The sequence below is a fragment of the Myxacorys sp. genome, from assembly GCF_059501405.1.
Map to the genome: position 1 here is coordinate 1 of NZ_JCACCM010000087.1, position 13,641 is coordinate 13,641.

Below are 13,641 nucleotides of genomic sequence, written 5' to 3' on the forward strand. Positions count from 1 at the left end.
CGCTGGACTTGGCAGCTTCGGAGACGGCTCCTGTGGCGCTCTCTGCTCCTGCTATTCAGGGATAATCTTTGAACTAACTCGCTAGCCTGGCGGCTAGCTTAGTTGCGAGACCGCCTTTCCCAGTGGGAAAGGCGGTCTCTGTTTGCGTGAGCACTAACACCTGCGTAACACGTCCTCGAAATTCTTGAGTAACAAAAGCTGCTCACAGAGTGATTTTAATTTCAAAGGTATTCTGTCTTGGTGAAAATCCTGCGGCATGATTAAGATAAGTAGACTCGTCATTTTACTCAAAGCCCATACTCCCCATGTCTAGTTTTCTGAGCGGCGCTGAAATTCGACAAAAGTTTCTTGATTTCTTTGCAGCATACGGTCATCAAGTTTTACCTAGCGCTTCGTTGGTTCCTGAAGATCCGACCGTTTTGCTAACGATCGCAGGAATGCTGCCGTTCAAACCGATTTTTCTAGGTCAGCGCCAATCGGAATTTCCTCGCGCGGCAACCGCTCAGAAATGTATCCGCACCAATGATATTGAAAATGTAGGACGCACAGCACGGCATCACACCTTCTTTGAAATGCTAGGCAATTTCAGCTTTGGCGATTACTTTAAGTCGCAAGCGATTGCCTGGGCATGGGAACTATCGACAAAAACCTATGGGCTGCCATCAGATCGTATTGTTGTTAGCGTGTTTGAGGAAGATGATGAAGCCTTCGCGATCTGGCGAGACGAAATTGGCATTCCGGCACATCGAATTCAGCGGATGGGAGCCGATGATAATTTCTGGGTGTCAGGTCCAACCGGCCCGTGTGGGCCATGTTCTGAACTTTATTACGATTTTCATCCTGAACGTGGAGAAGACAACCTTAACTTAGAAGACGATACTCGCTTTATTGAGTTCTATAATCTTGTCTTCATGCAGTACAACCGGGATGCAGAAGGCAACCTCACGCCGCTTCAAAATAAAAATATTGACACAGGCTTGGGCTTGGAGCGAATGGCCCAGATTCTTCAAAATGTGCCAAATAATTATGAGACAGACTTAATTTTTCCGATTGTACAAACAGCGGCGAGGATTGCTGGAATCGACTATGCTCAGACCGATGAGCCTACAAAAGTCTCACTCAAGGTCATTGGAGATCATATCCGAGCTGTGGTTCACATGATGTCGGATGGAATCACGGCATCGAACGAAGGACGCGGCTACGTGTTGCGTCGGTTAATTCGTCGGGTTGTGCGCCACGGGCGGTTGATTGGAGTTGATCGAGAGTTTACGCTAGAAGTGGCAGAAAGCGCGATCGCGCTTTCTGAATCTGCTTATCCAATGGTGCGAGCAAAAGCAGACAGTATTAAAGCCGAACTGCACACTGAAGAAGATCGTTTTCGTAAAACCCTCGATCGCGGTGAAAAATTGCTTGCTGATATTCTGAGCCAAGAAACGAAGCAAATTTCTGGTAAGGATGCGTTTGAGCTATACGACACTTATGGATTTCCGGTTGAACTAACAGAAGAAGTTGCGGCTGAAAAAGGCTTAACTGTCGATATGACAGGGTTTGAAGCTGAGATGAAAGAGCAGCGCAAACGGGGTCGAGACGCTCACAAAACGGTCGATCTCACTGTTCAAGGAACGCTCGATCAACTCGCGAACAACATTCATGAAACGGAATTTGTGGGCTATCAACAGTCGAGTAGTCGATCTAAGGTCGAACTTCTCCTCGTCAATGGTGAGCCGACCGATCAAGTTGAAGCAGGTACTAATGTTCAGATTGTTTTAAATCAAACGCCGTTCTACGCAGAATCAGGCGGACAGATTGGCGATCGCGGCTATCTCTCAGGCGATTCTGTTGTCGTTCGCATAGAAGATGTGAAAAAAGAATCCGCGTTCTTTGTGCATTTCGGGCGCATTGAGCGGGGCACGTTGCGCGTCGGCGATCTGGTTACAGCTCAAATTGATTTGGCGTGCCGACAGCGATCCGCCGCAAATCATTCTGCAACGCATTTGCTACAAGCAGCATTGAGAAAAATTGTTGATGAGTCGATCTCGCAAGCTGGTTCTTTAGTAGCGTTTGATCGGTTGCGGTTTGACTTCAACTACTCCAAGCCCCTCACGACTGACCAACTCCAACAGATTGAAGCACAAATTAATACTTGGATTGCTGAAGCATACGACGCTCAGATTTCGACTATGCCGATCGCGGATGCCAAAGCGAAAGGCGCGATCGCCATGTTTGGCGAAAAGTATGGTGATGAAGTCCGAGTGATCGATTTTTCGGGTGTATCGATGGAGCTTTGCGGCGGAACTCACGTTAGAAATACGGCCGAAATTGGTGTGTTCAAAATTATTTCAGAAACAGGCGTTGCGGCTGGAATTCGCCGAATTGAAGCGGTTTCAGGTCCAGCAATTCTAGATTATCTGAATGTTCGAGAAAGCGTTGTTAAGGATTTGAGCGATCGCTTCAAAGTCAAACCTGAAGAAATCACAGATCGCGTCACAGTGCTACAAACGGAACTGAAGACCGCACAGAAACAACTTGACGAACTGAAAGGGCAACTTGCGATCGCAAAAGCCGATCAGCTTCTCACCCAAGCAGAACCCATTGGACGCTTCAAGATTCTCGTGACGCAACTTGAAGGTGTGGATGCTGCCTCTCTTCAAAAAGCGGCTGAGCAATTGCTGCAAAAATTAGGTGAAGGGGCAGTGGTTCTCGGTTCTGTGCCGGAAGCAGGCAAGGTTAGTTTTGTGGCGGCGTTTAGCCCGGCGGTTGTGAAACAGGGATTGCAGGCTGGAAAATTGGTGGGCGCGATCGCAAAGCTTTGTGGAGGCGGAGGCGGTGGTCGCCCGAATTTGGCTCAAGCAGGCGGACGGGACGCGAGTAAACTTCCTGAAGCGTTAGCCGAAGCGAAAAATCAACTGCGAACTGGCTTGGAGTAGGCAATTCGCTCAATGCGCAACTTCAAAGAAAGAAAATGCTCTGCAAATTTCAAAGCAGTATCTCACTCGCAAGTCTAAAAATCAGGGTAGAGGGGCTAGATTGGCATTAGAAGTCAAAGGAGAAACCCTTTGGGCAAAGACAGCCCTGATTTTTACCTAGCTGAGCAGACACTTCGTTCAGGACGTATCACTCGACCATCTTGTACTATGCTTCATAGGACGATCATAGAATTCCAGAGTTCATGGCATATCTCTCTCTAGTCGTCCCCTGCCTTGTAGCTTTTTATCTAGCGTGGAACCTCGGCGCGAATGATGTCGCTAATTCAATGGGGACATCTGTTGGTTCTAAGGCCGTTACGTTCAAACAAGCCTTAATTATCGCCGGAATTTTAGAATTTGCAGGAGCAGTTCTGTTTGGACAAGGAGTGTCCGAAAAATTGGCTACAGGCGTTGTCGATCCACAATGGTTCGCCGATTCCCCTCAAGTCTTGTTATTGGCAATGATGGCTGTTTTGGTTGCGGCTGGAATTTGGCTTAACATTGCAACGTTTTTTGGATTTCCAGTATCGTCGTCTCACGCTACCGTTGGTGCGATCGCAGGCATCGGTTTTATCGCTATTGGATCTCAAGCTGTCGATTGGCAAGCAATTAAGTTAATTTCGGCCACGTGGATCATCACCCCAATCGTTAGCGGCGCGATCGCCGCTTGCTTTTACAGCCTGATTAAACGCCAAATTTTAGACCATCCTCAATCCACCATTCAATTTCAAGAATGGATTCCTTGGCTGAGTGCAGCCCTGATGAGCATTTTCGGTGTGATTGTTCTGCCCACACTGAGCCAGCCAATCGGAGCGTGGTTACATCACTTCAGCGTTGAACTTCCGAACCACGACATCTCAATCGTGATCGGGGCGTTTGGGGCAATCGCTCTGTCGTTCTCCAGTTGGCGACAGCTAAAAACAAAAACCTCTGTATCGTCCATCGAACCGTTAATTGCTCGATTTCAAGTGGTCAGCGCGTGTTTTGTGGCATTTGCGCACGGGTCGAATGATGTTGGCAATGCGATCGCGCCTCTAGCTGCGATCGCTCATATTCATAGAACTGGAACTGTTCCTTTAGAAGACTTTGAGGTTCCGCTTTGGACGCTGATCTTAGGGGGAACCGGAATCGTAGCAGGGTTAGCAGTTTTGGGTAAAAGAGTGATTACCACCATTGGGGAGGGTATCATCGCGCTGCAACCAAGCGGCGGATTTTGTGCAGAACTAGCGACAGCCACCACAATTTTGATTGCTTCGCGCTTTGGACTGCCTGTTTCTACTTCTCATGCTCTAGTTGGCGGAGTCGTGGGAGTTGGATTAGTTCAGGGCATGAACTCTATCCGATTCAAAACGGTGCGATCGATCGCCTGCACTTGGCTAATCACAATTCCCATCTCTGCTGGGCTGGGTATAGTCACATTCACACTCTTTAAGTTACTTTTTGCAAATTAAAATTGTTTGCTTCACGTTTTGCTCATCAATAGTTTAAGGGAATACTGTTTTACAGGCTGATGAACGCTTAGGGTGAATTACGAATGGGGCTAGAATATCCGCAATCCAATCCTTCAGGGGCACAAGATCCACAGCATCCTTACTCCGACGCAGCGCAATTGTCACAAGATATTGCTCACTTAGAAATGACGAAAGAGAGGTTGCAGCAAGACATAGAAGCGTTGCAGCGCCAGTTTCGATCGCTGCAAGAAGCCGTGCATCAGCCCATTCAGTCACACAACGGCAACGCAATGCTACCGGATGCAAAGCCGATTCCCCTAGAGTTTCCGGCGGCTCCCTTACCCGTTCGGGAAAAACTGGAATCGAGCCTGGTTTCGAGAATACAAGTTGGACTGTGGCTCGTTCTACTCTCAACGATGGCGCTTTCGATTCATAACATCATTGTAAAAATTATTTTAGGAAAACCAAGCAATCTGTTTGGTTTGGTTTCTTTTGGCGGATTTATTCAGCCCAGTTTGGGAAATTCCCTGCTGATTCTCTGGGTACGAATGCTAATTGTGCTGCCGATGATGGTTGCGATCGCAGCGTCGCTCCACCCTCCGGTTTGGGCTGAAGTAAAAGGACTGGTGCTAAACCGCGATTCTCACGGTGCGCCTTTCGCAAATCGACGACCTTTGCTGGCTGTGATTGGTAGTGGTGGCTTTCTGTTTCTCTCTCAAGTTTTGATTTACGTTGCGATCGGGCAAATTGGACCAAGTGCTGCCGTCACGATTCTATTTATGTACCCGCTTGTGACGGTTCCGTTAGCATGGTGGCTCTTTGGCGATCAGCCAACTCGTTTACGCGTGGGCGTCATGATGTTAATTTTGCTGGGGGTAATTCTGACCGCAATTCCGTCTCTATCAACTAGGGCGGTGAATGGAGGAGGCTTGATTGCCGCAGTTTTAGCGGGCGTGTCGTTTGCGTTCTACCTCGTGTTGATGCAACTTGGCTTCAAGAAACTGCATCCGGTCTCCGTAAGCTTGGTTCAGTTCATCACAATTTTGTTTCTATCTAGCCTAGGTCTCGCGTTGTCTCCTATCAATTTAGGAGTTTCGGTGCTGGCAGAAAATCGATTTGGGCTAGCGATCGGGGGCTTTGTTCTTGGTGCGTTAACGTTGGTTGGCTACCTCACCAATAACTTTGGGGTGCGATATATGGGCGCAGCACGGGCATCAATTATTGCATCGAGTGGCCCAGTCGTAACTGCTGTATTAGCCGCGATCGTGCTTCAAAACCAATTGGCGCAGATTCAAGTGGTGGGCATTTTGCTGGTCACTATCGGCGTCACTGGCTTAAGCTTTGAGCGGATGAAAAAGATGGCGACCGCCAAACCTGCCAAATAAAGTAGAGGCAAAATCAGAGATTAGTGAACCGTGCAATAGTTATAAGGCGCGGTTTTTTGAAAGTTGCAGTGTAGGGGAAGTGAGCCGTCGATGAACATCGCGATCGCAATGGCCGGCCCGGAGCCAGTTTGAAATAGAAACACTAGAGTTTGAAGCAGAAGCGTTTCCATACGAGAGAGAAACGATCTGGATGAGAACAACAGCAAGGCTATCTGATCTAGGAACGACCTGGTTTCAATAGAAAATACAAAAAGCCCTGACATTGTGTGTCAGGGCAATTTTGAATCAAGTGACCTTAATTTCACATTGAATTAAACGGACTGGGTAAGCTTAGTTTTCCCTTGCAGCCTTTTGTGTCCTAGCAAGACTCCACCCATCGTCAGAATACCCAGCAATGCGCTTGGTTCTGGAACTTTCTGGACAGGAGGAGGCTGGATGATGCCACCTCTAACCTTATCGCTACCACTGCCAACATCCACTTGTTGGAAGCGTCCAGCCGCTCGCAAAGAGCCATTTGTAAAACCCTCTAGGAATACCTTCTCAAGCGCTGTTGCGTCAAGTGTTGTATTAAAAAGGAAACTAACGGTTGCTGACTTTCCTGCCTTTAAGCCTTGATTTGCATTTCCTCCTTCAAAGCTATTTCGGGGTGTGCTGATGCCAACGTCATATGTGCCGAAGGGTTGCAGTGATACATTTTGCCAAAGCTGGGTGAAGGCGCTACCGTTCGGGGATTGCAGCGATACCCCGGACACCGTGTCGGGCGTATCGAAGGCGATGCCCACCAACGTAGATTCTGTTGCCTTTAAACCAACAATGCCATTCGTGGTGTTGATCATGCCCAAGTTAAGCAACACACTAGAACCACTCTGAACAAAGTCAAAGTTTAGCTTGGCAGTAGAGCCTGTGTTTTCGGTGCTACCAAATTGGGGATCAATGGCTAGGCTGAATGCCTGTGCCGAGCTAGGCATAACCGCGGAAGATGTTGCGATCGCGGCGGTTGCAACAGTTGCAACGGCAGCAAATTTTGAAAAGTTCATCATCTGAGAAAGGTTTGTATAGTTGAGTAAGGTTTGGCAATACACAATCTTGCCTGTTCGTAAAACATAACATCATTCCACAGCGAGTACGGATGCTTTCATCAGAGCTTTATAGTCGAATTCGATGTTTTTACGGATTAAATGATTCTTTTTATACTTCAAAGCTCGTTCAGACATTAAGCGATACGAAGCGTTCGTGTGGATGAAGTTTGCGTTGTCTTACTATGATCAGAGCAAAGGGGATTTAACCGTAGCAGTATGCAATTTATTGATCAGGCAGAAATTCAGGTACAGGCGGGTGATGGAGGCGATGGATTAGTCGCCTTCCGACGAGAGAAGTACGTGCCTGCGGGTGGCCCATCGGGCGGAAATGGTGGTAAGGGCGGCTCGGTCATTTTCAAAGTAGATGAAAATTTACAAACGCTGTTGGATTTTCGCTACAGCCGCTTGTTTAAAGCAGACAACGGCCAGCGCGGCGGCCCAAATAATCGGACTGGAGCAGGAGGAAGCGATCGCATCATCGAGGTTCCGGTGGGCACAATGGTTTACGATGCTGAAACCGGGGCATTAATTGGGGATTTAACCGAAGTAGGACAAACTCTTTGCGTAGCGGCAGGCGGAAAAGGAGGATTAGGCAATCAGCATTTCCTCAGCAACCGCAACCGTGCTCCAGAACATGCCTTACCAGGGCTACCGGGCGAGAGCCGTCTGTTGCGGTTGGAACTCAAATTGCTTGCAGAAGTTGGCATTATTGGTTTACCCAACGCGGGTAAATCAACGCTCATTTCTTCGCTGTCGTCTGCTCGTCCGAAAATTGCAGATTATCCCTTTACAACGTTAATTCCAAACTTGGGAGTCGTTCGCAAGCCCACTGGGGATGGAACAGTATTTGCCGACATTCCCGGATTGATCGAAGGGGCACACATGGGCATTGGCTTAGGACATGATTTCCTTCGCCATGTCGAACGGACTCGCCTGCTATTGCACTTAGTAGACGCAACCTCAGAAACCGCGATCGCAGACTATTTAACCATTCAAGAAGAACTGAAAGCGTATGGACGGGGTTTAACCGATCGTCCGCAAATTCTAGCGCTGAATAAGCTGGATGCGATTGATCCTGATAGTAATGAAGTGAATGCGATCGCTGCCGAACTTCAATCGCTCAGTCACGCTCCCATCTTCAAAATTTCAGCCGCAACGCACATGGGATTAGACGCTTTGATGCATCAGCTTTGGCAAATGCTAGATCAGCTCAAGGAAACTGAGGATAGCGAACTAGAAGTCAGCTATCCGTAATATGTTTCACTAAAATCTGGTTTACGACAGCAGGTTGAACGGGCAATTTCAGAATCGTCTGAGGGATTCGCCGCCTTCAGCATTAGGAAGCGGTGACGAGCTTGCAGGTGTAGGGCTGGCTGCGCTAGGGCTTGTTTGAGCCGGATTGGGACTCGCTGGAACGGGTTTGCTAGACCGCTCAAAATACTGATATGTCAGCGTCGAAATTTGACGAATCAGATTTTGAGCACGGTCATCATTGAAAGGACGTTTGACCAACACAGAAATGAGATAGCGTTTGCCAGTAGGCATGTCTACCATGCCTGTGTCTCCCACCATTGAACCGATATCACCTGTTTTGTGAGCGATCGTTGCTCCGTCTCCCAAGCCTCTTGGCAGCAGCGAATCGGTGATGACATTTCGCATAATATCTAGCATTCGTTCTTGCGATCGCGAGGACATGATCTGTCCGCTATTCACCATACTCATTAGCGTTGTCATATCTTTCGGGCTGCTAGTATTCGTGCCATTGAGATCAGGAAGCGGATTTTGAAGCATCGTATTGGTCAAACCCCAAGCTTGGAACCGTTGGTTTAAAGCTTCCTTGCCACCGAGACGATCGATAATCATATTCGTCGCTGTATTGTCGCTAACCGTGATCATCTTTGTAACCACTTCTAGCGCTAAAAACTGCGATCCAGGCGGCTGATACTGCAAATCACCCGCCTCTGTTGCAATCAGATCCTGGCGCATGGTCAGCATTTCATTTAAGCGAATCTTTCCTGCATCTACATCCTGAAAAAAGGCAACGAGAACGGGAAATTTAATCGTACTAGCTGCTGCAAAAGCAGTTGAGGCATTGACATCTAAAAAGGCGTGCGTGTCCAGATCGACAACCATTACGCCCGGAGTGAGTTGGGTCAGAGGCGCGATCGCGGCTTGAATCTGAGCTTTGAGCGGCGCAATTTCTTCTGACAGTTCTAACGTTGGCAGTGGAGGTTGACTCGGAGCCGTTGCAACTTTTTCTGTTTTCTCAGGTTGCCCTCCTGTCGCAAACTGCCGAGCAGGGTCCCAAACGGACAGAATTGTCCCGGCCAAAACGCCAACCCCGACGCCTAAAATCAGCAACCGGGTTCCGTAGAGAACCGCCAGTCCTGAAGGTGTCCGAGGACGAGATGAGGTAGCCTCCCGGCGGGACGTCAATGATTCAAGCTTCGCAGTTGAAGGTTTTGTGGAACGAAGCTCAGACAAAGCTTTGAGTCTAGAAGAACGGTTGTGATGCCTTTCGGAAACGGAATTTACAGGAGGCATCACAACCGATAGGCGATGTTCTTGAGAGTGAGAGGCTCCGGTGGGCTTTAGGGTAGATGGTTGGGATGCGACTCTTCGCCGACCCGTTCTTGCAAGCGGAGAAAACATCTGAAACGGCAAAGAAAACCATGTCTTTCTACGTTGAAGCGGTTCTAACGGCTGAGAACGGCGCGCTTCTTTTACGGCATGTGCCTTGCGAGATTGGGTTGGATGAGCGGCGAGTTGGGTTGCTTTGATTTCGTTGCGGGACGAACGGCGGGATTCCTTAAAAGCTGAATGCGTTGAGCGCAACGATCGACGATCGCGTGAACTGACAGGTGTAAGCTGTTGAGGAATGCGCTGCTGCAATTGTCGTTGCGAAGCTCCGAAGGATCGGGGCAAGGAAGCTTTAGGGTCAGGTCTATCTTGCCCGCCGTTCTCGAATTCCCACATACAAAATTTCCCTTCTCAATAGAAGACAGTGCTATTTGGTTTTAGGGATTGTACCTTGAGTTTGCCAAAGTGGCGAGAGAGGAAAAGAACAGCAAGACGTCGTTAAGGCAACTCAGTTAGGACCCACTAAGGACATTCTAGAAGCTTGAGTCTTGTTGCCGTTCTCAGAATTTGCCCTGCTAACATTGCCGCTCCAAACCCATTATCGATATTAACGACCCCAATTCCCGTTGCACAAGAATTCAGCATTGTGAGGAGCGCTGACAATCCGTTAAAACTTGCGCCATATCCTACACTGGTAGGGACAGCAATGACTGGACAATTGGCTAAGCCCGCGACAACACTCGGTAGCGCCCCTTCCATTCCAGCAACGACGATCAGTACATCGGCTTCAGCCAACACATGTACATTGCTGAGTAATCGATGAATGCCAGCGACGCCGACATCCCATAATCGCTGGACTCGAAAGCCACATAGCTCTGCGGTGATGGCAGCTTCTTCGGCAACAGGAAGGTCGGCTGTTCCAGCAGAAAGCAACCCGATCGTACCAGGATGAAGTTCTGTCGAGGGAGCCTGCTTCAGCGCGCAAATTTTCGCTGTGGAGTAATAAGTTACATCGCGCACAATCGCTTGAATGCGATCGTATACATCTGCTTCAATGCGAGTTGCCATGACCACAGACGCCTGATCCCTCATTGCCTCCATAATTTGAGCAATTTGTTCTGGAGTTTTTCCAGGTCCCCAAATTACTTCTGGAAAGCCAGTTCGCAAAGCGCGATGGTGATCAATCTTGGCAAACTCACCAACGGGTTCATATGCTAAATGTTTCAGCTTATCGAGAGCATCCTCAGGACTAACGTGACCTTGGGAAACCGATTCTAGAAGAGATTTGAGAATGTCGGGTTGAGTCATTAGAGCGTACGATCGCATTAACGAAAACTACTATATTGCGATCGTACGCTCTAATGAAGGATTAAGTGGAGTGAGCAGGATGATGGCCTTTCTCAAATAATTGACAACTACTATCCACACCAATGGAATTTAACTTAATCTCTTCATCTTGCCGCTTCTGCAAGTAGGCGTAGCGTTACATTCAGATCATGAATTAACAGATCATGAATTAAGATTAACCTTGATTTATGGCAAACTCTGAAGATGGACACAACAGGACTCGAACCTGTGACCCCTACCATGTCAAGGTAGTGCTCTAACCAACTGAGCTATGCGTCCAAACCGTATGTGAGCTTAACACAGACGAGTTATCGAATGCAAGTGATTTGAGACAATCCTTTAGTTCTTACAAACGTACACTATCCAACTTTGGACTAACCTCTAGAAAATTACCTCTGCCCGTTTACGTAAATAACTTTAAAGAAATGTGGAAGTTTTGAGCATCTTCCCTAATAATCTAAGTTAAGGATAATTAATCTTCGTTTCGAGCGACTTAGAGGAACTCTAAAGGAGATTAATCAATGTCATGCAGCGTTATACAAGGAGAACATCTTGAATTCGCGTTCACAGCAGTTGCCCAACCCCGCCCATCGGGAAGACTTCAGCGAGTATGTCGCCCAGCTTCAGCTTCATATGGCATTGCAAACTCGCAACCTTGTTCCTAAGTTGACCAGCACCTCTGATAGCCGCGAGCAGTTGTTGCATCAGACACAAGCCGATATCGAGAAACTGATCTCGCGGCAAAGCTTTTTCTAGGCATTGACCGAATTGATTCTGAATACTTCACTATTTTGGAGCCGCAAGGCTCTTTTTTTGTGGATTAACCTCACATGAAAAATACACATTAGATTAATCAATTCCTCATCCCAAGCCAATACACCATCTGACAAGTAGGAATGGCAAATTTTATTGACTGTAGTTACGGTTTTCTCTAAAGAAACGGGCAAAGCTCATTTATAGATCGAAGATTTGACTTTAGACATTCCACAAAGCATTACAGCTTTGTGGAACGGTCTAAATTAGCGACACACTATTACTTTGTTGCCTTTAGCATGTGATACACAATGAGTAATTGCGTTATTGCTAGAGGATAGCTTTGAAGTGTCTCACCCGTTGTTCCAGCCACTTTGCCAAGCTCCATATTGCTGCCGTCTGTTGCACATACAGCAGACAAATCTGGCATTTCACTACACATAAATTTTTCTAGCTCTCGCACCTGTTCGCGAGTTGCATGTCCATCGACTTCTAGAATTTCAACAGGTTTGCCCATATCTCGATCGAGGTCGAGGCGAATGGCAGACTTTGTATTTGCTGCATCGGTTGAGACGACCTGGGTTAATTCTGGGTGAGGAATTGTTGGACGCAAGACGAGCCGAGCGTCCAAATGTCCATTTGTCTCGTTTGATGCTTTAGGAGGACAGAAGCTGACAACGATATCTGCCCACGATCGCTGAGGGCGAATAAACTGCTCAGAATCTGGCTCTCGCTTTGCCAGTTCTGCCAACACCTGCTCTTTGGTGTACCCCCGCTTCTGAGTATCCCGCTTCACCTTCCATTCTGCTCGTAGGGATTCAGGAGGGGATAAATACACCTTCACGTCATAACAATCTTGCACCGCACGAGTTGAGTAACCAAGTAAGCCTTCAATAATGATAAATTTGTTGGGCTTTACATAGAGCGGAGCTTCAAACATGCCTGTTTTATGGCTATAGACAGGCTTGAGAATAGGTTGCCCCGATCGCAGCAAGGCTAAATGCTGCTCCATGATATCGATATGATTGCAATCAGGATCAAGGGCTGTAATTCCTAACTCTGCCCGTTGCACGCGATCGTACTTGTGATAATCGTCAGTACAGATGATGGTGACATTCTCTTCCCCCAACACCTGTGCAATGCCTTTAGTGAGAGTCGTTTTTCCCGCAGCGCTATCACCGACGATGCCAAGAATAATGGGGCGATTCGACATGATTCCTCCAATCATTAGGCTGACGATACACTTCTTTAACTAAGCTGTTTTAACTACAATTATTCCGCCTAAGTCTCATGATCTCATTTCTAGGTCAATTCCAACAGAGAAGTGATGAGCATTTATTTAAGGAATGGAAAAGAGTTAGAAATGTTGCGACAAAACCTGGTTTTGTCGCGATAAAACCTGGTTTTGTTCGAATAAAACTAAGTTTTGTCCCGATGGAGGCAGGTTTTGTTCCGATGAAAGCTGCGATCGCGCTCACAAAATCAGGTTCTGTGCCGATCAACTCTAGTTTGATTGCGACGAAACCTTTAGTTGACGCAACAAAACTAGGATCAATTCGGCTGGAAGCTTAGGTTCTACTTGTATTCAAATATGTCCAGCGATCGCGCACTGGGTCTAAAAGTTTATTTGGATGCGTTTCTATTGCCATATGCCTAGTTATCTCCAATGAGATATTAGACAGAAAAACCTAGGTTCTCTAGTGAAAGCAATACGAAACCTTTCTGCCTAACGTAAGGTTAACCGCACTACCAACTAAAGTTGGTGTTACTTGATTGACTCGGTGCGGTTCAACTCAATCGTTAGCCTGCTTCATTTGATGACGAGTACGGACGATTGAAGGCACTTGCAGAGCAATCTTCAATATTGTTTGTAAAATAAAAGTTTATTGTGCTAACGTTTATTGAGTGAGTGCTACTAGCTTTATGAAAAGGAAAACAACCCCAAAGCAGTCCTTAAGACGCTCAAGTTCACCCATCAATCTACCTACTACTGATAGCCACGAATTGGACTGGGAGCCTCTGCCAGATTGTCTTGGTAACTGGACAGGCTTCGTGCTTCATTGGGTAACTGAGCTTGGTT

Annotated in this window: 10 protein-coding genes and 1 tRNA gene; 6 read left to right on the forward strand and 5 right to left on the reverse strand. The window is 47.4% G+C overall.

The window, feature by feature from the left end; all coding sequences use genetic code 11:
* Nucleotides 1–305 precede the first annotated feature (305 nt).
* The 3 genes from alaS (at nucleotide 306) to AC5I6P_RS09230 (ending at nucleotide 5,802) form a co-directional block, all read left to right on the forward strand.
* Complete coding sequence (alaS, locus tag AC5I6P_RS09220; protein ID WP_495693453.1) at nucleotides 306–2,927, forward strand: alanine--tRNA ligase; 2,622 nt, start codon at nucleotides 306–308, stop codon at nucleotides 2,925–2,927.
* A 242-nt stretch (nucleotides 2,928–3,169) separates the two neighbouring features.
* Nucleotides 3,170–4,417, forward strand: a complete 1,248-nt coding sequence (locus tag AC5I6P_RS09225) for an inorganic phosphate transporter (protein WP_495693454.1) — start codon at nucleotides 3,170–3,172, stop codon at nucleotides 4,415–4,417.
* Nucleotides 4,418–4,500: 83 nt separating this feature from the next.
* On the forward strand, nucleotides 4,501–5,802 hold the full coding sequence (locus AC5I6P_RS09230) for a DMT family transporter (protein WP_495693455.1): 1,302 nt from the start codon (nucleotides 4,501–4,503) through the stop codon (nucleotides 5,800–5,802).
* A 311-nt stretch (nucleotides 5,803–6,113) separates the two neighbouring features.
* On the opposite strand, the gene AC5I6P_RS09235 is transcribed toward AC5I6P_RS09230, so the two are convergent.
* Nucleotides 6,114–6,842, reverse strand: a complete 729-nt coding sequence (locus AC5I6P_RS09235; RefSeq protein WP_495693456.1) for a PEP-CTERM sorting domain-containing protein — start codon at nucleotides 6,840–6,842, stop codon at nucleotides 6,114–6,116.
* Nucleotides 6,843–7,097: 255 nt separating this feature from the next.
* Between AC5I6P_RS09235 and obgE the strand changes: the two genes are divergently transcribed.
* Entirely contained in the window at nucleotides 7,098–8,135 is a 1,038-nt protein-coding gene (obgE, locus tag AC5I6P_RS09240; RefSeq protein ID WP_495693457.1) for a GTPase ObgE, read from the forward strand.
* Between the two features lie 48 nt (nucleotides 8,136–8,183).
* Here obgE and AC5I6P_RS09245 read toward each other — a convergent pair whose 3' ends face one another.
* The 3 genes from AC5I6P_RS09245 to AC5I6P_RS09255 all read right to left on the reverse strand — a co-directional run bounded on the left by AC5I6P_RS09245 (nucleotide 8,184) and on the right by AC5I6P_RS09255 (nucleotide 11,087).
* Nucleotides 8,184–9,857, reverse strand: a complete 1,674-nt coding sequence (locus AC5I6P_RS09245) for a serine hydrolase (RefSeq protein WP_495693458.1) — start codon at nucleotides 9,855–9,857, stop codon at nucleotides 8,184–8,186.
* A gap of 126 nt (nucleotides 9,858–9,983) precedes the next feature.
* Entirely contained in the window at nucleotides 9,984–10,769 is a 786-nt protein-coding gene (larB, locus tag AC5I6P_RS09250) for a nickel pincer cofactor biosynthesis protein LarB (protein ID WP_495693459.1), read from the reverse strand.
* A 244-nt stretch (nucleotides 10,770–11,013) separates the two neighbouring features.
* Nucleotides 11,014–11,087, reverse strand: a tRNA-Val gene (locus AC5I6P_RS09255).
* 273 nt (nucleotides 11,088–11,360) lie between these two features.
* On the opposite strand from AC5I6P_RS09255, the gene AC5I6P_RS09260 reads away from it, so the two are divergent.
* Complete coding sequence (locus AC5I6P_RS09260; protein WP_495693460.1) at nucleotides 11,361–11,564, forward strand: hypothetical protein; 204 nt, start codon at nucleotides 11,361–11,363, stop codon at nucleotides 11,562–11,564.
* A 277-nt stretch (nucleotides 11,565–11,841) separates the two neighbouring features.
* On the opposite strand, the gene AC5I6P_RS09265 is transcribed toward AC5I6P_RS09260, so the two are convergent.
* Nucleotides 11,842–12,774: a phosphoribulokinase gene (locus tag AC5I6P_RS09265; RefSeq protein ID WP_495693461.1), complete on the reverse strand. Its 933-nt coding sequence runs from the start codon at nucleotides 12,772–12,774 to the stop codon at nucleotides 11,842–11,844.
* Nucleotides 12,775–12,995: 221 nt separating this feature from the next.
* Between AC5I6P_RS09265 and AC5I6P_RS09270 the strand changes: the two genes are divergently transcribed.
* A complete protein-coding gene (locus AC5I6P_RS09270; RefSeq protein WP_495693462.1) occupies nucleotides 12,996–13,133 on the forward strand; it encodes a hypothetical protein in 138 nt (45 codons plus the stop codon).
* The last annotated feature ends 508 nt before the right edge of the window (nucleotides 13,134–13,641 follow it).